The sequence below is a fragment of the Intestinicryptomonas porci genome, from assembly GCF_033971905.1.
In the GTDB taxonomy this organism is placed as follows: domain Bacteria; phylum Verrucomicrobiota; class Verrucomicrobiia; order Opitutales; family Intestinicryptomonadaceae; genus Intestinicryptomonas; species Intestinicryptomonas porci.
The window spans coordinates 1-23,119 of sequence record NZ_JALBUT010000003.1 but is presented as its reverse complement, the minus strand read 5'-3'; the positions used below and the strand labels follow the sequence as shown (position 1 = coordinate 23,119).

16 protein-coding genes and 1 tRNA gene are annotated in these 23,119 nt (G+C 46.7%); 14 read left to right on the top strand and 3 right to left on the bottom strand.

The window, feature by feature from the left end; all coding sequences use genetic code 11:
* Window positions 1–26: 26 nt before the first annotated feature.
* The gene (locus MOX91_RS02965) at window positions 27–3,572 is read right to left on the bottom strand and encodes a PA14 domain-containing protein (protein ID WP_370396588.1); all 3,546 of its coding nucleotides are present in this window, start codon (window positions 3,570–3,572) and stop codon (window positions 27–29) included.
* Between the two features lie 152 nt (window positions 3,573–3,724).
* Here MOX91_RS02965 and MOX91_RS02960 point away from each other — a divergent pair, with 152 nt between their 5' ends.
* The 3 genes from MOX91_RS02960 (at window position 3,725) to MOX91_RS02950 (ending at window position 7,235) form a co-directional block, all read left to right on the top strand.
* Entirely contained in the window at window positions 3,725–4,720 is a 996-nt protein-coding gene (locus MOX91_RS02960; RefSeq protein WP_370396587.1) for an HAD family hydrolase, read from the top strand.
* Between the two features lie 250 nt (window positions 4,721–4,970).
* Entirely contained in the window at window positions 4,971–5,513 is a 543-nt protein-coding gene (gene rbr / locus MOX91_RS02955) for a rubrerythrin (RefSeq protein WP_370396586.1), read from the top strand.
* A gap of 105 nt (window positions 5,514–5,618) precedes the next feature.
* Complete coding sequence (locus MOX91_RS02950; protein ID WP_370396585.1) at window positions 5,619–7,235, top strand: nuclease-related domain-containing DEAD/DEAH box helicase; 1,617 nt, start codon at window positions 5,619–5,621, stop codon at window positions 7,233–7,235.
* 50 nt (window positions 7,236–7,285) lie between these two features.
* Here MOX91_RS02950 and MOX91_RS02945 read toward each other — a convergent pair whose 3' ends face one another.
* Window positions 7,286–8,143 carry a sugar phosphate isomerase/epimerase family protein gene (locus tag MOX91_RS02945; protein ID WP_370396584.1) on the bottom strand — a complete coding sequence of 286 codons (858 nt, stop codon included), beginning with the start codon at window positions 8,141–8,143 and terminating at the stop codon, window positions 7,286–7,288.
* A 180-nt stretch (window positions 8,144–8,323) separates the two neighbouring features.
* Between MOX91_RS02945 and pheS the strand changes: the two genes are divergently transcribed.
* From pheS to MOX91_RS02890, 11 genes are all read left to right on the top strand, one after another.
* On the top strand, window positions 8,324–9,364 hold the full coding sequence (gene pheS / locus MOX91_RS02940) for a phenylalanine--tRNA ligase subunit alpha (RefSeq protein WP_370396583.1): 1,041 nt from the start codon (window positions 8,324–8,326) through the stop codon (window positions 9,362–9,364).
* Window positions 9,365–9,377: 13 nt separating this feature from the next.
* The gene (gene pheT, locus MOX91_RS02935; protein WP_370396582.1) at window positions 9,378–11,819 is read left to right on the top strand and encodes a phenylalanine--tRNA ligase subunit beta; all 2,442 of its coding nucleotides are present in this window, start codon (window positions 9,378–9,380) and stop codon (window positions 11,817–11,819) included.
* 33 nt (window positions 11,820–11,852) lie between these two features.
* Window positions 11,853–13,001, top strand: coding sequence for a twin-arginine translocase subunit TatC (gene tatC, locus MOX91_RS02930; RefSeq protein ID WP_370396581.1), 1,149 nt, complete (start codon window positions 11,853–11,855; stop codon window positions 12,999–13,001).
* Window positions 12,998–14,836, top strand: coding sequence for an ABC transporter substrate-binding protein (locus MOX91_RS02925; protein WP_370396580.1), 1,839 nt, complete (start codon window positions 12,998–13,000; stop codon window positions 14,834–14,836). Before tatC ends, MOX91_RS02925 begins: the two co-directional genes overlap by 4 nt.
* On the top strand, window positions 14,829–17,117 hold the full coding sequence (locus MOX91_RS02920; RefSeq protein ID WP_370396579.1) for an ABC transporter permease subunit: 2,289 nt from the start codon (window positions 14,829–14,831) through the stop codon (window positions 17,115–17,117). The genes MOX91_RS02925 and MOX91_RS02920 overlap by 8 nt, the downstream gene beginning before the upstream one ends.
* A gap of 48 nt (window positions 17,118–17,165) precedes the next feature.
* Window positions 17,166–17,555: an NADH-quinone oxidoreductase subunit A gene (locus MOX91_RS02915; RefSeq protein WP_370396578.1), complete on the top strand. Its 390-nt coding sequence runs from the start codon at window positions 17,166–17,168 to the stop codon at window positions 17,553–17,555.
* A gap of 2 nt (window positions 17,556–17,557) precedes the next feature.
* Window positions 17,558–18,898: a diadenylate cyclase gene (locus MOX91_RS02910; RefSeq protein WP_370396577.1), complete on the top strand. Its 1,341-nt coding sequence runs from the start codon at window positions 17,558–17,560 to the stop codon at window positions 18,896–18,898.
* Between the two features lie 61 nt (window positions 18,899–18,959).
* The gene (locus tag MOX91_RS02905; RefSeq protein WP_370396576.1) at window positions 18,960–19,937 is read left to right on the top strand and encodes a hypothetical protein; all 978 of its coding nucleotides are present in this window, start codon (window positions 18,960–18,962) and stop codon (window positions 19,935–19,937) included.
* Window positions 19,938–20,192: 255 nt separating this feature from the next.
* Window positions 20,193–21,641, top strand: coding sequence for a hypothetical protein (locus MOX91_RS02900; protein WP_370396575.1), 1,449 nt, complete (start codon window positions 20,193–20,195; stop codon window positions 21,639–21,641).
* Complete coding sequence (locus tag MOX91_RS02895) at window positions 21,613–22,653, top strand: hypothetical protein (protein ID WP_370396574.1); 1,041 nt, start codon at window positions 21,613–21,615, stop codon at window positions 22,651–22,653. The genes MOX91_RS02900 and MOX91_RS02895 overlap by 29 nt, the downstream gene beginning before the upstream one ends.
* Window positions 22,654–22,885: 232 nt before the next feature.
* Window positions 22,886–22,967, top strand: a tRNA-Leu gene (locus MOX91_RS02890).
* A gap of 50 nt (window positions 22,968–23,017) precedes the next feature.
* Here the strand turns inward: MOX91_RS02890 and MOX91_RS02885 are convergent.
* Window positions 23,018–23,119 (bottom strand): transposase (locus MOX91_RS02885; RefSeq protein WP_370396569.1); only part of this gene is annotated, 102 nt, incomplete at its 5' end.

Below are 23,119 nucleotides of genomic sequence, written 5' to 3'. Positions count from 1 at the left end.
GGCGTCTTTTTTATTTGGCGGATTGCTTATTTCTCCGCCCATTTTAGAATGTTTGAGAATATCTTTTTGGGCGTGTTTGAAGGCTTGGTGTCAACAGCCAAATTCGGGGCTATGTCAAGGCTTGAAAATACAATCTTGCCCTTGCCGTAATTTACCATGCCGACGCTTGTTGCAATTCCCCTTAGCGGAACGCCCACAAGGCCAACCAAAGGTTCTTCGCCTTTCATCACAAGCCCGAAGTGCTTTGGCCCGTCGTAAACAACGAGGCTTTGGTATTCCCAGTTCATTCCGCAGTTTACGGGCAATCCGTCGAAGAAAGGATGGTCTTTTACGAACATGTTGTGCCCGACCCATGTCTTGTGGGGGTGGAATACTTGGTATTCGGGGAATGCTCCGAGATTTTTAAGCTCTTTAAGCCATTCTTCCGCGCCTTCTATCAGTATCATCTTTGTGCCGTCTTCAAAGACGCGCTTTAAGAGGGCATTCAAATCGACCTTGGTTTCCGGAACGGGAAGCTTCCATTTCAGGCTTGAAAGCCAGTCGCCGCCGTCTTGATAGGCTTCGATTTTTATGGAGTACATTTTGCCCGCCTGCATTTCGCGCGAGAATGTGCGCACGGTTTTAGGCCCGTTTGACCATTTGTCGAAAACAAGCTCTCCGTCAAACCAAACTCTTGCGCCGTCGTCGCAGGCAAATTCAAACTCGACTTTTCCCGTGTAGTCGGAAATTACGAAACCTTCCCATCTAAGCGAGAAATCGACCGTTCCCAGTATGTCGTAGCCCGGAATCAGCTTGGACTTTAAATTGAAGTCTATGGGCGCGGTTGAAATTCTTTTGTCGAGAGGCATATCGAATTTCTTTCCGCGGTAATAGTCGAGGTTTAACCCGATGTTTTTGCCGTCTTTTGTGCGGAAATTAAACGGTGAAATAGTCTTGAACATTTTGCCCTGGTCGGTCGGCGCAAGGAGAATGTAGTCAAGACGCCCCATGTTTTCGGAGTAGGGTTTGAGGTCGGCTTTTAAGATGTCGTTTGCAAACCTTGCATACTCTCCGCCGCCGCCGACAATCGCGCCTTTTGATTTTATTTCGCCGCTTTTGTAGTCGATGGCAAACATTTCGTCTTTGCCTGTTGCAATGCGCTTTCCGTCCCTGTCGAAGAGTTCTGCGGTTATTATGTAGTGCCCCGCTCCGTCGTTTAATTCGACTTTCAGGTTTTCGCAAGCCAGGTCGCTGAACTTTTCGCCGCCCGAAACGCGCGCCGTCCCGTTATGGATTTTTCTTTCCGCGCCTTTCGGAGTGCGCACGCTTGCTGTGATGCCGTATTCTCCCGCAGGCAGGACGTTTTCGTTTAACACGAACAAGTCGAATGCATTTACGTCCCCCACATGGGCTAATTTTTCGCGCGCTTTTACGGCGACAGCAAGGGGCTTCATGTGGTTTGCTATGAGTTCTGGCGAGCCTTTTAGATTTCGATAGCAGTCAACCGCCCCCGAAAGGTTGTCGTCTTTCATGTCCTCATATCCGTTTAAGACGTATATTTCCGCGCCGTCTGCAATTCTCGCGTTTTCAAGAAGCCTGCCGTGCTCGTAATACATTATGTCGCCCATTGAGGTAATTAGTTTTGTGATGGACGGGAAGTTTTGTTTCAGACCCTTTTCTTCGATATAATTTTTATAACCGTTGTACCAGGCGTCATATTCCTGCCCGTCCCAGCCGTTGGGCTTTCCCTTTTTCTCTTCTTGTATAAGTTCGAGTTGAGGGGGAGTTGCAAGCGCGCCTTCTTCGCCCCAGACGAAAATTTCGGTTTCGTCGCGCTCGTTTCTCAAAAAGCCTGTCGGAGAATTGTAGTTGGAATCGACGTACACCCCGGGGGAGTTGCCCGCGTTATGAATGTCGCAATAGCCGACTGTATATTGCTTTGGGTCGTAGGGGAGCATGTGGAGCTTTGTGGGTTCGGAGTTTTTCATTCCCATGAATCCCGAGCCGTAGGATATGAAGCGCGTGGGGTCGAGCATGTGCGCGGCAGACATGGCTTCTTTTGCCAAGTCGTCCGGTTGCCAGCCCGGTTCGTTTATCATATTATATATTACAAGAGACGGGTGGTTGCGGTGGTCTTTTATCATGCGCAGGAGTTTTTGGCGGCAGATTTCGTGCGCGATGGAAGTATCGACGCCGTCCATGTTCTGCCCCTTTACCCTGTATGTGCTGAAACCGCCCGGCTCTTCGTAGTAGAGCACGCCAAGTTCGTCGGCGGCATTTAGGACTTCATGGTTGCCGCGGCTTCTGTGGAAGTTTATCATGTTCATGCCGAGTTTTTTTGCGGATTCAACATGCTTTCTTGCAAGCTCTTTTGTCGGTATCATTCCGTTGCAGGGCCAAAAGCTCCAGCTGATTGCAGACAGCAGGAAAACGCGCCTGCCGTTTAGGTAAAATTTGGCGTCGCTTCCTATTCCCCTCGCCTCGAAAAATCTGAATCCGAAACGGTCTGAAAACGAGTCGAGAATTTTTCCGTTTTCGTCTTTCAGGGTGATTTTCATGTCGTAGAGGTTTGAGTTTCCGATGTCCCACAATTTCGCGCTTTCAACGAAAGCGTTGAATTCCACTATTTTAGAGGAGTTTGCAGGAATTTCAAACTTGCCTATGCCTACCGAGAATATGGTTTTTGGTTTTGCCGCCTTTTTGCCATCAATCCAATTTTCTATGACTTCGGCTTCCGCAAATATGGTTTTTGGCGAATTTGAGTCGTTTGCGATTTCAACGAGGGTGTCGATGTCGCGCAGGGCGAATTTGTTTTTCACGAAAATATTTGAAACGTGAATGTCGTTTTCCATAACCACGTCAACTCCGCCCATAATTCCGCCAAAGCCGTGCGAAAGCGGGAATTGATACTTGCCCCATTTCGCGAAAATATAGTCTCCCCAGCTGAAATTTCCGTTGGCGTCGGTAATGCGGACGGCGAGCTCGTTTTCAGCCCCGTAATTTACGATGTCGGTTATGTCGATTTCAAAGGGAGACTGCAAGACGAGTTCGTACCCCGCAAGTTTTCTATTCACAAACACTTCCGCGCGATGGCGCACGCCCTCTTTAAAAAGCAGCTTGATGCGCCTGCCTTTGGCTTCCGACGGAATGTTGAATTTACGCCCCCACCAGCTGACGCCGCGATAGTCTCCCGACGCGCCTTTTCCCATGTTTTTGCCTGAAATTGCGTCGAAGAAATATTCCTCAACGGTGGAGGGGACCGAGACTTTCAGGCTTATGCTCTTGTCTTTCCACGCCTTTTCGGCTTCGCGCCAATCGGCAGTCTTTGAAAAGAGGTTTTCCCAGCCGCAGGTTGGCTCTGCCGCTTTCATTTCCTTTACATCGACTTGTTTCAGCCAGTCGGGCTTGCCGTCCTTTATTTTTTGAATGTCTGACTTGTTTATATAGAGGGTGTCGTCTTGATACTTTGCGTCCCTGTCGAGCCACAAGTTCCAGCCTTCTCCATCAAGTTTTTGGACATGGCGAGTATCGGCAAACGCAAATGCCGCCGCAAGGCATATCCATGCAATCAATGCGCTTTTTAGTGTTTTCATAAATGCTTTTCCTCCGAAAGCGGAATTTTTCCGCAAGGTTTTTCATTTTTGCCCTTTCAAGAAAATCAAAAGATTTTTGACTGTCAAAAAAAATCTTGAAAACGGCGGCGGGCTTTGGGATAAATTCCGCAAGTAATTTTTTAATGCGATTTATGAAAAAACTTGAAAGAGAAATCACGTTCCCGAATTTGGGAACTTTCGGCGCAGATTCCATGTTTTGGGATATGGACACAACTTCCGACGGCAGATTTTCCGTAGGCAAAGACGGCGTAAACGCAGTCTGCGCAACGGGCGACAAAAAGGTTGAGTTCGTGGCTTTCGACGACAAAACTTTCGCGCACGTCAAAAGCGAGCTTGGCTATCCCGCCTATTATCCCGTAAGCGGCGTTGATGTCAAAAAGCCGTTGAAGGCGGTTCTGATGGATCTTGACGGCACGACCATAAAAAGCGAAAGCTTCTGGATTTGGATTATCGAAAAAACAACGGCAAGCCTTCTGGGCGACGACAAATTTCAGCTTGAAGAAGCAGACCTTCCGTTCGTTTCGGGGCACAGCGTTTCGGAGCATTTGAGCCACTGCATAAACAAATACTGCCCCGATAAAACTCTCGAAGAGGCGCGCGGTTTTTATTTCAAGCACACTCATTTTGAAATGAACGAAATCATGCAGGGCAGGGGACGCCCCGGGGCGTTTACTCCGACAGATGGGATAAAAGATTTTCTGCTTGCGCTGAAATCCAAGAATATAAAAATCGGCTTGGTGACTTCGGGGCTTTACGAAAAGGCGTGGCCCGAAATCTTAAACGGCTTTCAGTCTCTCGGAATGGGAGACCCCAAAGACTTTTACGACGCCATAATAACGGCGGGATTTCCCCTCAGAAAGGGCGAGGCGGGAACTTTGGGAGAGCTTTCCCCGAAGCCGCATCCGTGGCTTTATGCGGAAGTTGCCAAGGTCGGGCTTGGCATCGACTTTGCGGACAGGGCGAGCGTTGTCGGAATTGAAGACAGCGGCGCGGGCATTTGTTCCGTTCGACTTGCGGGTTTTGCCGCGATGGGGCTTGCCGACGGCAACATAATAAAAAGCGGTACAAAGGCTCTATGCTACAAATACTTTGAAAATTTCGCCGAGATGGGCGGGTTTTTGATGTAATAAATCTTTATGCGGCAGAATTTTTATTTTGCCGCATTTTTTACGGCGTTTGCAATGTGCCTTTTTTCACCTTTTATGCGGAATGATTTTGGCAGACAAAACTCATTTGCGCGTAAAATTCCGTTTTCGGGCAGACGTTTTTTAATTTTAAAAGTTTCTTGACGAAATTATTATATATAAATAAAACAATATTCCATTGTTTTAAGCTATTCTTTTAATTTCGATAAAACAGCACTAAGGAGAAAATTATATGGAATTCAAAGGCTCAAAGACGGAAGCAAACTTGTGGGAAGCGTTTGCGGGTGAATCAAAGGCTCGCAACAAATACACTTTCTATGCTTCAAAGGCGAAGAAAGAGGGCTACAACCAGATAGCCGCCCTCTTTGAAGAAACCGCAAACAACGAAAAGGAGCACGCTAAGATTTGGTTCAAGCTCTTGCAAGAAGGCGGTCAGATTGGCGACACTCTTTCAAATTTAAAAGACGCCGCGGCAGGCGAAAACTATGAATGGACCGATATGTATGCGGGTTTTGCAAAGACTGCCGAAGAAGAGGGCTTCACTAAGATTGCCGCGCTTTTCAAAATGGTCGCAAAAATTGAAAAGGAACATGAAGAAAGGTATTTGAAGCTTGCGGACAACATCAAAGACGGCATCGTTTTTGAGCGCGACGGGGAAGTCGTTTGGCATTGCCAGAATTGCGGGCATTTGCATGTTGGTAAAAAGGCTCCCGCAATGTGCCCTGTGTGTGCTCATCCCCAAGCTTATTTTGAAATCCGCGCCGAAAATTACTGATTTGCGGAAACCGTGGGTTTTTCTTTAATTTTTTACGCAGCTTTTGCGCGTTGTTTTGCGCGCGGAAGTTGCGTTTTTTTTAATTCAACCGTTTGATTTGCAAGAATGGCGAGGCTGATACCACCTGTTTACATAGACAACCATTCGTCGGGAGAGGAAAAGCTTTTCAGGGCTTTCGAGCATGACGAGTTTTCAAAAGACTGGATTGTTTTGCATTCTTTCGACATTCCCAAACATTCCACCCAGGGCGAGGGCGAAGTGGATTTCGTAATTCTCGTGAAGGGATGCGGAGTTTTTTGCATGGAAGTCAAGGCTTCGTCGAAAATTTCAAGAAAGGGCGGCATTTGGCGTTATGGGAGCGGAAATTACAGGGACGCCAGAGGTCCGTTTAAGCAGGTAAAAGACAATACTTTTTCGCTTATGCGGCGTATAAAGGGCGAGTGCGCCGAACTTAGGAATGTTCCGTTTTTCCCGATAGTGGCATTTACGAATTGCAGGTTCAGAAACTTGAAAATCGGCGGGGCGAAAGAGTGGGACGACGATGATTTTATCGACGCTTCCGATTTGGAAAAGCGCGACTTCACCCGTATGCTTCGGGATATTTTTGAGAGGCAGGCGAAGCGGCACGGACTGGTCATCGGAGACTTTGTCGGGGAAAAATTCAGCTTGATGCTCGAACTCTTGCGCCCTGATTTTGACGCGATGCTTTCGCCGCGCGAGAGAATGTCGGAAGTCGAAGTTCAGTCGAGAAAATACACGCATGAGCAGTTCAAAATTTTGGACAGCGTCATTGCAAACGACCGCATTGTGGTTGACGGGCTTGCGGGAACGGGAAAAACCGTGATGGCGATTGAATACGCAAGGAGGGTTTCTAAAAATTCTTCGGTTGTTTTTGTGACGCCCGCAAATTCTCTCGGCAAATATTTAAAAGAGGAGGCTGATCTCGAATATCCGCGCCATTTTGTCGGATCTTCTGATAAGTTCTTGCGCAAATACGACGAGATAAAGTCATTTCATCCCGATGGCGTTGATTTTCTTGTTTTGGACGAGGCGCAGGATTTTTTGGACAGGGACATTTTCGAGAAATTCAATTCGATTTTGAAAGGCGGCATTTTGAACGGGAAATGGATTATGTTCGGGGACTATTTCTCGAAGCCCTACGATTCCGAATGGCGCAAAAAATTCGACGAGTTTAAGGCAAAGTTCCGCCCCGTAATTTGCAAGCTCTCATACAACTGCCGCAATCCGAAATCAGTCGCGAAACTCGTGGGCAATGTGGCGCAGTTTGAAAGCGGGTATGAAAACTATTTGAATTCAAGCCCCGACGATGGTTCGGATTTAAACATTTATTCGTGCAAGTCGGACGAGGATGCCGCAGCAAAAATCGCGTCGGTGTTGGAGTCTCTTTTAAGGGACGCAACTCCGCAAAACGCTATTGCGCTTCTTTCCATGAAGCGCGATATGCCGAGCCTTCAAAAGCTTTTAAATTCGCGCATTTGGGGCGGCAGATTTTCAAAAAACGAGGAGGACCAAAAAATTACCTGCTCTTATGTTGACGACTTCAAGGGTTTGGAGCAGGACTTTGTTTTGCTTTGCGATGTTGACGATATTTCAACTTCGGAGGCTAAAAGGCTTTTCTATGTTGGGGCGACCCGCGCGAAAGCGGGGCTTTTCATTTTTGCAAACCCGCAAACTGCCGATTTTTTGCTTGAAAAGAGGTAATAAAAAACGCGCTTAAAAAAGCGCGTTTTTTTTCAAATGTACGATGTGTTTTAGTTCTTGCGGAGAAAGTCAATGCACTGCTTGACCTTTTCCAGGTTGTCGTTCCAATCCGCTTCGTATTCGATTACAAACCAGCCGTCGTATTTTTGCTTGTCGAGTTCTTTCAGCATTTTTACGCAGTCAAGCTCTCCGGTGCCGAAAGGAACGCAGAGGTTTTGCGGATTGCCGAATTCCTTTTGGTCTTTGAAGTGGATTGTCTTCATCTTGCCTTTGAGGGCTTTCAAGCCGCTTATCGGGTCAAGTTTGCAGCGCGACCAGTGGCCTACGTCCGCGCCTGAAAATACGTGCTTGTACTTGCCGTCGTTTAGAAGGATTTTCACGACTTCGGGGTGCCAGTATTGATTACCTGAGCCTTTTTCATGGTTATGTATGCAAAGATCGACTTCTGTGTTGCCGAACTTTTCTGAAAGCTCTTCAAATCTGTCCCACGCGCGAACGGGGGCTTCCGTCACTATGCGCTGGATTCCGAATTCCTTGCAGAAATCCATTGTTTTTTTGAAGTCGTTTTCATTGTCGGGAGTGCCTGTGCAACCGATGGAGACGATTTTGAAGTTTGCGTCTTTCAGCCAGCCTTTCAAAACGTCTATGTCTTCCTTTGCCATTCTTTCGTTGAAAGTTATGGGCTTGCCCTTTGCGTCAACCTTGCCCTTGTCCTTGTAAAGACGCTGACCGGGATAGACTTCCAATCCGTCGATTTTAAGACCTTTCAGCTTTTCGATTGTTTCTTCAAGGGAGAAGCGGTTGAAGGTGTATGTTTGTACTGCCACCTTGCGCGGCTTTGCCTGCAATGTTGCGGTGAATGTTAAAAGCGACAAAATAATCGCCCCCGTGAGTAATAGTTTTTTCATCATAATAGTGTTTATTTTTGTAAGTTTTAATTCCCATGGCAAGGTTATTTTTTACCTTTTGGTTTGTTTATAAATTTGCTTGCGATTTTTATCCGATGGGGCAAAATCAAAAAGAATATTCACACTGCGGCGGTGTGCCCGCAGGAAGTCTTTAACTAAAAGGATTAAAGAAAAATTTTTATGCAGGAAAAAATAAATGAAATTTTGAGCCGTTTTAAGGCGGCTTTGCCGCAAGCGCAAACCGCTTCGGAAGTGGCGTCTGTTTCGGCGGCTTTCGTTGGTCCTAACGGCGAGCTTACCGCGCTCATGAAAATAATTCCGACTTTGGACGCCAAGGAACGCCCCGTTGTCGGCAAGCTCATAAACGTCGCAAAAAAGACGATAGAGCCTATGGTTGCCGAGGCATACGCGAGGATTGAAAGGGAAAAGATGGCAAAAAATCTTGGCGCGAAAGTCGATGTCTCACTGCCTGCCCCCGATTTCCCGAAAGGCACGCTGCATCCGCTGACGCAGACAATCCGCAAGGTTTGCGGAATTTTCCGCAAGATAGGCTTTACGGTTGCCGAAGCCACCGACCTTGAAACCGAATGGTACTGCTTCGATGCCTTGAACACTCCCGCCGACCACCCCGCAAGGGACGCGCAGGATACTTTGTTCATGCCAAAAGACGCGCAAATCGCGAACGTCAAAAAGCACTCCGACGAGCTTTATCTTCTGCGCAGCCACACTTCGAGCGTGCAAATACGCGCAATGCTCAAAGAGGGCGCGCCGATACGCATTATCGCTCCCGGAAGGGCGTTCCGCCGCGACACGGTTGACGCCACGCACTCCGCGAATTTCCACCAGATTGAATGCCTTTACATCGACAAGGGCGTTCAGCTCACCGACTTGAAGGCGGTTTTGGACTATATGTTCAAGGAGCTTTTCGGAGCCAAGGCGAAAACCCGCCTGCGCCCGAGTTTCTTCCCCTTCACCGAACCGAGTTTTGAAGTCGATTTCATGAGCCCCGACATGGGCAGGCTCAGCAACCGCTGGATTGAAATCATGGGTTGCGGAATGGTCGATCCAAACGTGCTTAAAAATGTGGGAATTGACCCCGAAATTTACAGCGGATACGCGTTCGGGCTGGGCGTCGAAAGAGTAGCAATGCTTATGCACTCCATTGACGACATCAGGCATTTTTACGCGAACGACCTCCGCTTTTTGCGCCAATTTTCATAAGGAGATTTTTTAGATGAAAGCTAGTTTAAAATGGTTGAACAAGTATGTGGATTTAAGCGGAATTTCTGCCGATGAAATCGCGGAGGCATTGCCAATGCTCGGCTTGGAAGTCGAAAGCGTTGAAACTCTCGGCTTGAAGCCGCTTAAAAATGTCGTTGTCGGCGAAATTTTGGAGAGGGTGCCGCATCCTGACAGCGACCACTTGGGCGTTTGCCAAGTGAAAGTCGAAAAAAATTCCGACCCAATCCAGATTGTGTGCGGGGCGAGCAATTACAAGGTTGGCGACCGTGTTCCCGTGGCTTTGGAAGGTGCGGAATTGCCAACTCCAGACGGCTCCGTTTTTAAAATCAAAAAGTCTAAGCTGCGCGGCGTTGAAAGCAACGGCATGATGTGCTCGGGGCGCGAAATCGGTTTGGGAAGCGACCACAGCGGTCTCTTGATTTTGAATATGCGCCCTGAAATCGGCACTCCCATAAACGACGTATTTACGGATTCCGACACGGTTTTTGAAATCGAGCTTACCGCAAACCGCGGCGACTGCGCTAGCATTATAGGCATTGCAAGGGAGCTTGCCGCAAAGTTCGGAAGAAAGCTTGTAAAGCCCGAGCTTAAAAGCCCTGCGAAATATTCGGAAAAAAGCCAAAGTGCGCTTTTGAAATCTGTTGAGCTTAAAACTCCGAACTGCCCGCTTTACACTGCCACCTGCATAAAGGGCGTGAAAATCGCGGAAAGCCCCGAATGGCTTAAAAAAGATTTGGAAAGCGTTGGATTGCGTCCGATTAACAATGTTGTTGACGTTACAAATTACGTTTTGATGGAGTACGGGCAGCCGCTTCACGCTTTTTCGGCGGAGCATGTCCGCGGTTCTAAAATCATTGTGCGGCAGGCTGAGGACGGCGAAAAAATCAAGACGCTTGACGGCAAGGAGCATATTTTGAATGCTTCAAACACCTTGATTTGCGACGCGGAAGGCGCGGTCGCGATTGCGGGCGTCATGGGCGGGGAAAATTCCGAAGTCCATTCGGGAACAGTTGACATAATTTTGGAATCCGCGTACTTTAACCCCGGAAACGTCCGCGCGACTTCCCGAAAGCTCGGCATCGCAACCGACGCGTCTTTCAGGTACGCGCGCGATGTCGATCCGCAAGGCGTTTTTGACGGCGCGCGCAGGGCGGTTGACCTGATATTGGAAACTGCGGGTGGCGCGCAGGACGGCGATACCGTTTTGGTCGGCTCTGCCCCGCGCAAAGACAGGACTATTTCGATTGACAGCTCCTATGTTTTTAAGAAGCTCGGCTTTAAAATTGAAAATTCCGAAATAAAATCGGCGTTTGAACGCTTGGGCTTTTTAGTAAATGAGAAGAGCGAAGGAGTTTTTGACGTAACAGTCGGCTCTTTCAGAAGCGAAGTTGACAGACCCATTGACCTCGTTGAAGAGCTTGTCCGCATTTTGGGTTCCGACAGGATTCCCGACTGCGGCTTGAAAGCTTCGGGGCTTTTGCGCGAAGACGACGCAACTTTCAGATACAACAGGGACGTTGCGGATTTTCTTTCGGGCTACGGATTTAACGAATGCCAGCACTACACTCTTTCAGACGGCAAGATGCTTGAAAAGTATTTCGATTTTGCCGAAAGTCTGCGCTTGGACAACCCCTTGACTTCCGACCAAGACTCCCTTCGCCCGACTTTGCTTTTGGGGCTCTTGAAGGCGGCGGCTCTTAATTTCGACAACGGCAATGTTTTTGAGGGCTTGTTTGAAAACGGCAGGGTGTTCAGAATGGAGCGCGACGGATTGAATGAAGTTTGCGCAACCGCATTTGTAATTCCCCAAAACTGCGGCGCGCGCAGTTGGAAAACCCGCGAATCTGCCGACTTCTTCACTGCAAAGAAAGTTGCTTCGGACATTTTGAAAACGCTGGGTGTTGACGCTTCCCGCCTGCAATTTAAGGCTTTTGAAAATTCATTGTGGGAAAGCGGATATTGCGCTGAGTGCGGCATTGTCGGAAGAGAGGGCTACGAAGTCCGTTTCGGCGCGGTAAATTTGGGTGTTCTCAAAGATTTCGGCATAGAAAAAATAATCTATGCGGGCGAAATAGTCTTTAAGCCCGAAGTTGCGGGGCGCAAAAAGGGCGTTGAAAAATTCAAGGCTTTCAGCGCATTCCCCGCGTCGTCAAAAGACGTTTCGGTGCTTGTTGAAAAGTCTGTTTCTTCCGGCGAAGTCGCAAATGAAATTTCAAAGATTGCCAAGGGAAAGCTTAAAAACTCCTTCGAGCTTGAAAGCGTAAAGGTGTTCGACGTTTACGAAGGCAAGGGCTTGCCCGAAAATTCCAAGAGCTTGGCGTTTTCCCTGTCCTTCCGCTCTTCGGACAGGACTTTGAAGGCAGATGAAGTAAACAAGGTGTTCGACGCAATTTGCGCGGACCTTTCCAAAAAGTACCAAGTCCGCGCGGGATAGCGCGGGCTTTTGCGGAAATTCAAAGGCGCAAAGATGGCGGAAGAAAACGAAGTAAACGAAGGCGACATGCCTTTTTTGGATCATCTTGAAGAATTGCGAAAGGTGATAATAAAGTCTGTAATTGCGCTTTTTGTGGCTTGCGTGATTATAGGCATATTCACCGTGCAGTTCAACGAGATGCTTATGTATCCGTTTGAGAGGGCGCAGGAGCTTTTTGGCAAGGAAGTGCCGCTTCCGCGCGTAGGCTCTGTTTTCTCGCCGTTTTTTGTGATGTTTGAAATTTCCATTTTCGGCGGAATATTTTTTGCGCTACCCTTTATTTTGTATTACATAGGGCAGTTCATCATTCCCGCGCTTACAAAGAGGGAAAGGAAAGTGATTAAGCCCGTATTGTGCGCTTCCACCCTGCTTTTTACGGCAGGGGCGGCGTTGGCGTTCTTTTTCATGTTGCCAATCGGGATATCGTTTAGCTTTAAGATTTCCGAAATGATGAAGTGGGAAATCCTTTACGATATACAAAACTACTATTCTTTCATCGTATGGGTTCCGCTTGCAACGGGGGTTAGTTTCCAGCTTCCGCTTCTCATAATCCTTTTAATTTACATAGGGGTGTTGACTCCCGAATTTTTGCGCAAGAACAGGCGCGTCATTTTTGTCGTGATATTGATATTTTCGGCAATCGTCACCCCTCCCGACCCGCTGACCCTGATTCTTCTTACAATACCACTTTACATGCTTTACGAAGTCGCCGTTTTTGTCGGCACCCGCCTGCTTTCGGGGAAAATCCAAAAGGAAAAAGCCGAAGAGGAGTCTCAAAAGAAATCCGACGACGAATATTACCGAAAGTATGTCGAAGAGCAGTCAAAGCTTGAAGACGACTATTACAAGTATTCAACGGGTGGGGGAAGCTATCCGCAAGACGGTGGCGATGGCGGGGAAAATTCATCCTCTTCTTCCGAAAGCGGAAGTTCTGCCGAAGAGGAAGAATTTGACTATGAAAAGTATTACGCCTATTCGATGAACGAAATCAACAAAATGGGCGAGCTTGAAAGCTCCGCGAAAGCTGAAGAAAAAGCGAAGGGCGATTCGGAAATTAAAAAAGAAGGCGAAGCTTCCGATGGAAATTTAAATCCGCCTTCCGAGCCTGCCGAAAAATCCGACGGGGAAAAATCCGATAAATGACGCATGTTTTCCGCAAAATATCAAGTCTTGCTTGCATTGCTCTTGCAGTGCTGCTTGTTTCTTGCGGCAAGGCTCCGAAAGTGGAGCGCGGAAAGTATCCGCTGCCTGACGGCGTTCAGATAAGCGATTGCGATGTCGGAAAGTACGGCGGCATTTTTGTGCTGTCGGGTTCGCAGGAGCCGATGACTTTTAACGACTTGGTAAACACGGAGGCTTCCACAAGCACAATAATGTCGATGATGTTTTCGGGCTTGGTGACTGTTGACCCTTTCACTATGAAGCCCTCGCCCATGATTGCATCTTCTTGGGAAATTTCAGGCGATTCCAAACGCTATGTCTTCCATTTGCGCAAAGGCGCAAGGTTTTCCGACGGCGTTGAAATAACCGCCGACGATGTCGTTTTCACTTTTGACGCGATATTTGCAAAGAAGCTTGATTCTGACGGAAATCCTGTTTTGGACAAAAATACCGGCAAGCCCCTCTTGCGCTATCCATCGCGGTACGCGGGACAGTACACAATAGGCGGAGAGCCTGTAAAGTATAGAAAAATAGACAAATACACGGTGGAATTTGAAACGAAAATCGTGTACGCACCGTTTTTGACCGACATAGGGTTTGTCTCGATTTTTCCGCGGCACAAGCTTTTGAAGGCGTTTGAAAGCGGCACCTTTCAGCAGGCTTGGAGCACCCAGACTGCAATAGAAACTCCGTCTGAAATCGTGTCGAGCGGACCTTTCATGATTTATTCGTACCGTCCCGGAGAGCGTTTGGTTTTGACGGCAAACCCGCATTACTGGAAGGCTGATAAAAACAGAAACCGCCTGCCTTACATCGACTTTCTCATTTTCAAGTTTGTCGCCGATGCAAACACTTCGTCGATTTTGTTCGCGACGGGGCAAAGCGACGCTTCGGGGCTGGACGCGGGCGACTATCCGTGGGTAAAGGGATTTGCAAAGACTTACGATTTCAGCATATTCGAGCGCGGGCCTGCTTCCTCGATTTCCTTTATGTGGTTCAATCAAAACGGAGGCGAAAAGGACGGCAAGAAGTTTGTGGCTCCTCACAAGTTGAAGTGGTTTCAAAACAAGATATTCCGCCAAGCAGTGATAACCGCGCTCGACCGCGAAGGCATTGTAAACGGAGTTTGGTTCGGCAGGGGAGTTGTATTAAATTCAATAATAAGCGGCGCGAACAAAAAATGGCATAATCCCAACATCCGCAAATATTCCTACAATCCGCAGGAAGCGTTGAAGATGCTGTTTTCGCAGGGCTTTAAGCTGAACGCCTCGGGAGAGTTGTTTGATGCTGAAAACAACAGGGTTGAATTTTCGCTTTTGGTTGCGGACGGTTCGAAAAATTCAACCACGATAGCAACCACCATTGTTGACAACTTGAAGGCGGTGGGCATAAAGGTTAATTTGGTCTTTTTGGACTTTGCCGCAATCGTTTCAAAGATTGACGACACTTTGGATTATGAAGCCGCCATGATGGGGTTTACGGGCGGGGGAGATCCTTCGGGCGGCAAGGCGATATACCGCTCCGACGGATTTTTGCACGTTTGGAATCCGCGCCAGAAAACTCCCGCAACCGATTGGGAGCGGGCTGTTGACGCCCTTGTCGATTCTCAGGAAACCACTTTGGACGAAAATTTGCGCTATTTGAAAGTGGCAAAGATGCAGGAGATTTTTTCGGAGGAGCTTCCGCTGATTTTTCTGACTGCGCCGATGGCGTATTCGGGGATACAAAACAAGTGGGCGAACGTGAAAGTGCCCCCTCTCGACAGCATAATATGGAATATAGAGGAGCTATATTTGAAGGGGGAAAGCGATGATTAAGTATATATTAAAAAGGCTGTTTTCCCTCATTCCGCTTTTGCTCGGAATAAGTATGCTTGTTTTTCTTTTGATGTACATTGCCCCCGGCGACTTTTTGAGCCAGGCGCGCAATTCAAAGGACATATCCCCCGAAGTCGTGCGCCAGCAGGAAATACAGCTTGGCCTTGACAAGCCGTGGTATGTCCAGTACGGCAGGTGGCTAAACAGCGTTTCTCCCGTGAAAACTTCCCTTCTTCTGCCCGAAGGCGAAAAAAGCGGGCATTCTCTAGTTTACTTTGGAACGCCCGACTTCGGGTATTCGTGGAGCTACAAAATTCCCGTTTCAAAGCTTTTGGGGCAGAGGGCTTTTTCGACGTTTTTGCTATCTCTTATAACGGTTCTTATAACATATTTGGTTGCAATTCCGCTCGGCGTTTTGGCGGCGGTAAAGCGCGGCGGATTTTTTGACAGGATAAGTTCGTTTCTTGCCTACGCATCTTTAAGCATTCCGTATTTCTTTCTCGCGCTTTTGGCGGTGTTGTTTGCCGCGGTTTCGGGGGCTTTCCCGACGGGCGGACAGACTTCGATTATGTACGACTTTCTGTCTCCCGCTTCAAAATTTGCCGATTACGCCAAGCATTTGATTTTGCCCGTATTCGTGCTTTCAATCGGTGGAATTGCATCTGTCATGAGGGTGATGAGGGGCAATTTTTTGGAGTACATGTCGAGCGAATTTGCGACGACTGCGAGGGCAAAGGGGCTTGGCGAGAACGCCGTCATGTTCAGGCACGTTTTAAGAAACGCCGTAAATCCGATAATCACGTCTTTTGGTTTCGCGTTTTCGGGACTGCTTTCGGGCGCGCTTTTAGTTGAAAACGTCATGAATTATCCTGGGCTTGGACAGCTTGTTTACACTGCCATTGTGCGGCAGGACCAGTATGTCGTCATGGCGGGGGTTGTGATTGGTTGTGTGATGCTCGTTGCGGGTCAGCTTTTGGCGGACATTCTTCTTGCGTTCGCAGACCCGAGAATTCGTCTTGAAAACGAGAAAGTTCCGCACAAGCTGCTTGCTTTTATTGCGCTTTTTATCCTTGCCATTGTGGTGGCTTTCAGTTGGATTGCGGAGGCTCATCCCGATGCGTTTTCTTGGGTAAAATGGCTCGCTGTTTTAATTGGCAAGATTTTGTTTGCGGTGCTTTTGCTGGTTTTAATTGTCGCGCTTCTTTGGGCGGCAAAATATTTCTGCAAAAATTTTCTGCTTAAAATTTTAAAGGTTCCGCGCGGTGCGGTTGCGTTTTCGGTACTTCTATTGTTTTATCTCGGCGCGGTTTTTGCCGACTTCCTCGCGCCCTACGAGGCTTCCGTCCCGCGCCTTTCAACGCCGTTCCACCCTCCGTCCCAAATATTTTTTAAAGACGGCAGGCTTTATGCGCAGATTTACGAAAACGTCGATCCTTCCGCTTCAAAATATGTTGCGGTTGAAGGCGCGGGAGTTCCGATAAAATTTTTCGCAGACAAGCCGGGCGCAAAGCTTTTGGGCTTCATTCCGATTTCAAAATGCCTGTTCGGGGCGGACAGCCCTGATCCTGACGCGCGAATTTATCTGCTCGGTTCCGACGCCACGGGTCGCGACGTTTTTTCAAGGCTCTTGTACGGCGCGCAAATTTCGCTAAGCATAGGCTTTATAGGAATCGCCATAACAATGGTGATAGGCTTTTTGGTCGGCGGGCTTTCGGGATATTTCGGGGGCGCGTTTGATTTTGTCAGCATGAGGTTTGTTGAATTTTTGATGTCGGTGCCGAGTCTTTATTTATTGCTTGCAATGCGTTCCGCGCTTGCGCCGCATTTTTCAAGCTCGCAGATGTATGTGATGATTGTGATAATTTTGGCCGCCATAGGCTGGGCGGGGTCGGCAAGGGTGATAAGGGGCATGTCGCTTTCGCTTTCAAAACGCCAGTTTGTGCAGGCGGCGAGGGCGATGGGAGAAAGCCCTGTGCGCATAATATTAAAGCATTTTCTTCCAAATGTTTTGGGCTTTTTAATTGTCAGCGCAACTCTTTCAATCCCCGCCTATATTTTGGGTGAAGCCGCGCTTTCGTTTTTGGGATTGGGCATACAGGAGCCGTCCGCCTCATGGGGCTTGATGCTTTCCCAGGCGCAGAACGACACCAAGATTTTAATGCTCGGCTTTTGGTGGATGCTTACTCCCGGCATTGCCATTTTTATTACGGTTTTGTCATTCAATGTTCTTGGCGACTTGTTGCTAAGCATTGCAAACCCGAAGACTGTAAAGCGAAATTAGTGTAATTTGTCTTGCAAAAAGCGCATTGTTGTAAATAATTTTCGCATAATGGAAATAAGCGACTATATTCCTGTTTTGATTCAAATCGTTTTGGCTCTTGCCGTAGGTTTCGGCATAATCGCCGCAAGCCATATTTTCGGACAGCGCTCCAAGAAAAACGCAGTGAAGGACTCCGCTTACGAATGCGGCATAAAGCCTTTGGCAAAGCCGCATCCGCGTTTCGGCGTGAAATTTTATGTTGTTGCGATGCTTTTTGTCGTGTTCGACATCGAGGCTGTTTTCATATTGCCTCTCGCTCTCGTTTATCGCGAGTTCATAGCGGCTAACATTGCATTGATTTTGCCTGTTATGTTCTTTGTCGCCCTTATTGCGGCGGGTATTTTTTACGAAATTAAAAAGGACGCCCTGGATTGGAACATACCTAAGACAAACAGATAGCAATGCATTTGGAATCGTTTCTTGCAAAATCACGCATAATCGACTTGAAGAGCGCCGATTTTGAAGAAGCGTTGGGCGAATTGATTGGGATGATTCCCGATTCGCTTTTGGGCGGGGTTTCCAGGCATGAAATCCAAAAAGACCTTGCCGAGCGCGAAAACTCGATGTCAACTTATCTTGGCAACTGCGTCTGCCTTCCGCATATAAAGCTTGAAAATTTGTCGCGGAAATACGTCTTTTTGGTCGGCAGGTGCTCGCAGGGTTTGCGTTTAAACGGCAAAGAGCAGTATTCAAACGCGCGCCTTGTGTTTTTGATTTTGGCGCGCGCCGACGAGCCTTCCTACTTGAAGGTTTTGTCTTCCCTCGCGGGGATTTTTTCAGACGACGAAACAATGGCGCGCCTTCTTGCCCCTGTTGCCATAAGGCAGTTTCAGGACAGAATGCTTGAAGCTTTTGCGGGTACTGACGGCGTGCGCGACAAGGCAAGAAGGCTCAACAAGGTGTTTTTGTCTCAGGCTGAAAAAATTGCAAAGGACAGCGGGTGCACCGCAATCGTGGTTTTGGGCGACACTTTCACAAACGGCATACGATTAGCGAACTACTTTAAGGGAATGCGCATAGTGCTTGTGAGCGAGCGCAGAACCGACGCCGATTTGGACGATTTCGACGAAATCGTCAGCGTGCACTCCTATTCGCGGATAAGAATGGGGCAGCTTAAAAGCGCGATTTTGGTCGGCATAACAAAGGGCATATTGAGCGAGACCGACAAAGTTTGCTGTATCGGAGGCATTCGTGGAAGCGACGTCATCGATTCGATTATGGTCTTCAATGTAGGCGCGGAATTTTCGCAGTTTTATTTGAAAAACACCGAAGCTTTGCCCGCGGGCGTCAAGGCTGATGTCGTGGAGCGCGTGATTGACATCGCAACCGAGCTTGCGGTGGAAGGCAGGGAAGGCAAGCCTGTCGGCAGTCTTTTTGTCGTTGGCGACGCCGAAAAATTGCGCCCATATTTAAAGCAGCTTGTGCTAAATCCGTTTTTCGGCTACAAGCCCGAAGAGAGGAATGTTTTAAGCCCTTTCATGGACGAGACTGTCAAGGAATTTTCGCTCATAGACGGGGCGTTTGTAATAGACGGTAGCGGCACATTGGAAGCGGCGGGCGCGTTAATCCACACTCCCGACTTTAATTTGAAACTCCCGGGAGGGCTTGGCGCGCGCCATGCTGCGGCGTATTCGATTTCGCTTGCGGCGGATTGTCTTGCATTTGTTGTGTCTTCGAGTACGGGACAGCTTTCGCTCTTTCGCAAGGGGCAGATGCTTGTTCTTTCGGAGCCGCGCGCGTAAAATAATTTGACAGTATTTGCGCAATAGTTTTTAATTGCAGGACAAATTCTTATTTCTCCTTATGAAATTCAAACTGTTTTTAATTCTTGCGTTTTTGTTTTCTTTTACGTCTCTGTTCGGGGATATTTATTGGTATGACAATCTTGGTGAAGTTCTTTCAAACGCAAAAACTGAAAATAAGACAGTTTTGTTTTTCATATCTCCCGATGTAAACAGAAAAGTTAAGATGGCACCGATTTTTAAATCGGAATCATTTATAAATTTCGCAGAGAAAAATCTATTATGTTGCAAAGCAAATATTGTTTTGGTCGGTGGCAAATATAAATTTTTAAATAAGGAAATTGGTGCTTTTTTATCTAAAATGATACCGTCAAATGCTACTGTTTCAGAAAATAATCCAATTATAATATTGTTCCGCTATCCAAATGAATATCATTATGTTCGAGATTTTACTTCTTTTAAGACGGAAATGTTTGAAATGACAAGTTTGGGCTTTGAAATAAAAAATTTTATTTCAACTAAAGAAAATAATCGCGTGGAATCAGAACATTTTTCTTACGAATTGAAAAGTATGGATTTTGAGGAATTAAAAGAAATGTATTCTACGTCGGATAAACTTGTGATTTTTGTTTGCTCAACAAATCCCGAAGAGACGGTTGAAAATTCTCCAATATTCCAATTCCGCGATTTTTATGATTTTTCGATGAAAAATCTCATATTGGTTCCGCTTGAAATTAAAGTTCCGCGCTCCTCAAAAATGCTTTATTTTAGCAATGTGAGATTTTTAAAATCAGATTATGCAAAATTTTTTAAAAAGAATTTTTCGCATTCGTTTGCAGTTTCAGCAAACCCTGAAATTTTATTATGTTGGCATAAAAATGGGGGCTTGCATAAATTGGAAACTGATTTCAGCAGCGGGCGTTATGATATGAGTGATTTTATGAGTCGTTTGAAATCTTGCGCATCGGAAAATAAAATATCGAAAAATCCCGTAAAAAAGGGAAGCAAAAATGGAAAAGTAAGGAATACTCTGTTTTAATAAACAGGTGTGATTAAAAATTTAAAAAAAATTTTAAAAAAACGCTTGACTTTAAAAAGAATATCATAAAGATATAAAACAACAATTTAAAAAAAACTATTTCTCTCGTGATTGGGAGATGGGGTAAATAAGATAGAAAATAAACTGGCGGTTAGTCTTGGGGTAGGCTAACCGCCTTCTTATTTCCAAACGGATTGTTTATTGTTTAAGTCTTGAAAGCGCGCTTTTGCTTTGTATTTTTATTTTTCAATAGAAATGAAAAATATACTTGTTTTGTTTGCGTTATTTTGTTTTGCCTGCTGTGTAAAAGCCCAAAAATCAATAAGCGAGGATGTTCCTATTGTTTGCGGGTATCCAAGCATTTCCGGAGTTTATCCGCATCTTGCTTTTTGGAACAAGGAAGGCGAGTGCGGCACGGGCGCGCTCGCAAATTGGGCGGGAAAATTTTGGGCTTTGACTTATGGACCGCATTGCGATTCTTATTCTTCCGACAAGCTTTACGAAATAAACCCGTCAACTCTTGACATCGCAATTCGCAAGGAAAGCGTGGGCGGCACTCATGCCAACAGGCTCATTCATGAAGAATCAAAACAGCTCTTCATCGGATGTTATGCCATAGATGAAAACGGTAATGTTAGGGTTATCAGGCGCGAAGATATGCACGGAAGAATAACAGGCACTGCGCGCAGTCTGCAAACTCCCGAAAACAGCGTATATTTTGCCACGATGGAAGAGGGGCTTTATGAAGTCGATGTTAACACTTTGAAGGTTAGGGAAATCATAAGGGACGGTAATTTGAAAGATTATCCGCAGAAATTTGACAAAAACGGAAAGTCTCTTCCCAAGAAATCAAATCTTCACGGCTATCACGGCAAGGGGCTTTATTCGGGGTTTGGAAAATTGTTTTATGCCAACAACGGCATTCGCCATCCCAAAGTTGCGGAAGATCCGACAATAACTTCGGGTGCGCTTGCATTTTGGGAATGCGGAGATTCCGACTGGACGGAAATTCGCAAGTGCCAGTTTACTGAAATAACATCAAAAGACGGAATAACAGGCTCAAAAAATCCCGAATCAACTCCGATATGGGCGTTGGGCTGGGATGCAAAATCCGTAATTTTAATGTTAAACGACGGCGGAAGCTGGTCGTCGTTTCGCCTTCCGAAATCAAGCCATTCTTATGACGGCTCCCATGGCTGGAATACGGAGTGGCCGCGCATTAGAAATATTGGTGGCGACGAATATTTGATGACCATGCATGGCGCGTTTTGGAGATTTCCGAAGTCGTTTTCGAGGAAGGATTTTTCGGGTATCAGAATGAGGTCTTCGTATCTGAAAGTAATCGGGGATTTTTGCAGATGGGGAGATGTCATTGCTCTTGGCTGCGACGATTCCGCTCAAAAAGAGTTTATGAACAGCCGCGATTTAAAGGCAAAGAAGGCTCATCCGCTAAATTCAAACTCGAATATTTGGTTTGTTCCCGACGGCAGGCTCGACAATCTCGGCGCAAAGCTTGGCAGAGGCAGCGTGTTTTTGCGTGAAAACGTTGCCTCAGGCACGCTTTCCGACGCAATGCTTACGGCGGGATTTGACAAGCGAATTCTTGTTCTTGACCATAAAACCGACGCTCCCGTTTTAATTGAAATACAGACTTCCGACGGGGAAAAGCGATTTTGTGAAATCGCGCGAAATTACGCTCGATAAAAATTCGTCAAAATTTATTGAGCTTGAAGACGCGGAATGGACCCGTATTGTTCCGCGAACAGACGCAGTTTCGCTTTCCGCGCATTTTACGCTTTTTGATTTTGAAAAGCGCATCCCCTCCGATATTTTTGACGGGATTGCAAAGCGCGGAAGTAAAAATGCGAACGCCGCCTTGCTTCGCTCAATGGGTATAAAAAGCAAGAAGCTTGGCGCATTGGCGCGCGGAAAGAATGGCGGAAACATTTATTCCCTTAATGAAAGCTTAAAGCTTGTAAAAGATTCTTCCGTTAAAGAATCGGTTTTGGCTGAAACGGAAGAAGCTCCCAAAGGAATTTCATATGTCGGCGACACCGTTTTGATAGAGGAAAGAGGGGGCCGCTATCTGTTGCCCTGCAACAAATCTTTTGACGGGACATCGGAATTTGGAATTTTGCGCGTTGCAAGAGAAGTCGTAACCGAGCGCGACTTGTTAAACTGCGGAGGTACTTTCTATGAACTGCCTGCCGTAAACGCGCAGGGCATGGCGAAAGTCCGCCCGATAGCTTCTCATGACTTTGATATTTTTGATTTTTGCTCTTTCGGAGGGCTGATGTTCATGAGCGGAATTGAAAATGGAGCTGAAAAATTGTCAAACAGGCACATAATAACTTCCGATGACGGCAAGCTGTCTCTTTGGGCAGGAGTGATAGACGACTTGTGGAAACTTGGCAAGCCTGTCGGCAAAGGAAGCCCATGGATTTGCAAAAAAGTTTCGGCAGGCGAAACTTCGGACATGCTTCTTTTGTCGGGGTATGACAAAAAGTCCGTTTACGCGGTTTCTTCTTCAGATACTGATTTGGATATTGAAGTTGATATTGACGGCACGGGACTCTGGGTAAAGTACGAAACAATAAAGCTTAAAGCCGGCATTCCGTTTGAAAAGACGTTTTCGGATAATTTTTGCGGATATTGGTTGCGCGTAAAAACTTCAAATTCTTCCGAGAAAATTTCAGTGTCGTTCATATATGAATAGCTTTTAAAGAAGCAATTAATTAGCAAAAAGAAACGGAAATGTAAAAAAACATAAAATCCAAAGAAATGAAACAACGGGAATTTTTACGGGAATTTAATTCGTGCAGAAATTTGAATTATTCCGCGAAATTTCTCGCAATAAGAATATGCCAAATGTTTCGTTTCGGGGATTTTTGCGATAATAAAGCTTGCATTTCTTTGCCGAGTCATATTTTCTGAAAAGCTTTAATTTTGCTTGAGTGGTGGAATTGGCAGACACGCGGGACTTAGGATCCCGTGCCGCAAGGCGTAAGGGTTCGACCCCCTTCTCAAGCATGGTTTTTGAAGCCCTTAAATAAAAGGGTCAACACCAAAGAGAGTGGATTTTAGTGAAAGACGCCGCATAGAACCAAGACCCTCAATCTGTAATTTTGGAAGTTTCGATAACCATAAGCCATTCGTTGTATCAGTTTCATTTTTCTATGGAA

What these genes read in the sequence shown, in the direction of transcription:
- MOX91_RS02900 (WP_370396575.1), top strand. Translation starts at nt 20,193, where the DNA reads ATGAAAAATATACTTGTTTTGTTTGCGTTATTTTGTTTTGCCTGCTGT.
- rbr (WP_370396586.1), top strand. Translation starts at nt 4,971, where the DNA reads ATGGAATTCAAAGGCTCAAAGACGGAAGCAAACTTGTGGGAAGCGTTT.
- MOX91_RS02945 (WP_370396584.1), bottom strand. Translation starts at nt 8,143, where the DNA reads ATGAAAAAACTATTACTCACGGGGGCGATTATTTTGTCGCTTTTAACA.
- MOX91_RS02920 (WP_370396579.1), top strand. Translation starts at nt 14,829, where the DNA reads ATGATTAAGTATATATTAAAAAGGCTGTTTTCCCTCATTCCGCTTTTG.
- MOX91_RS02905 (WP_370396576.1), top strand. Translation starts at nt 18,960, where the DNA reads ATGAAATTCAAACTGTTTTTAATTCTTGCGTTTTTGTTTTCTTTTACG.
- pheS (WP_370396583.1), top strand. Translation starts at nt 8,324, where the DNA reads ATGCAGGAAAAAATAAATGAAATTTTGAGCCGTTTTAAGGCGGCTTTG.
- MOX91_RS02910 (WP_370396577.1), top strand. Translation starts at nt 17,558, where the DNA reads ATGCATTTGGAATCGTTTCTTGCAAAATCACGCATAATCGACTTGAAG.
- MOX91_RS02950 (WP_370396585.1), top strand. Translation starts at nt 5,619, where the DNA reads ATGGCGAGGCTGATACCACCTGTTTACATAGACAACCATTCGTCGGGA.
- MOX91_RS02960 (WP_370396587.1), top strand. Translation starts at nt 3,725, where the DNA reads ATGAAAAAACTTGAAAGAGAAATCACGTTCCCGAATTTGGGAACTTTC.
- MOX91_RS02915 (WP_370396578.1), top strand. Translation starts at nt 17,166, where the DNA reads ATGGAAATAAGCGACTATATTCCTGTTTTGATTCAAATCGTTTTGGCT.
- pheT (WP_370396582.1), top strand. Translation starts at nt 9,378, where the DNA reads ATGAAAGCTAGTTTAAAATGGTTGAACAAGTATGTGGATTTAAGCGGA.
- MOX91_RS02965 (WP_370396588.1), bottom strand. Translation starts at nt 3,572, where the DNA reads ATGAAAACACTAAAAAGCGCATTGATTGCATGGATATGCCTTGCGGCG.
- tatC (WP_370396581.1), top strand. Translation starts at nt 11,853, where the DNA reads ATGGCGGAAGAAAACGAAGTAAACGAAGGCGACATGCCTTTTTTGGAT.
- MOX91_RS02925 (WP_370396580.1), top strand. Translation starts at nt 12,998, where the DNA reads ATGACGCATGTTTTCCGCAAAATATCAAGTCTTGCTTGCATTGCTCTT.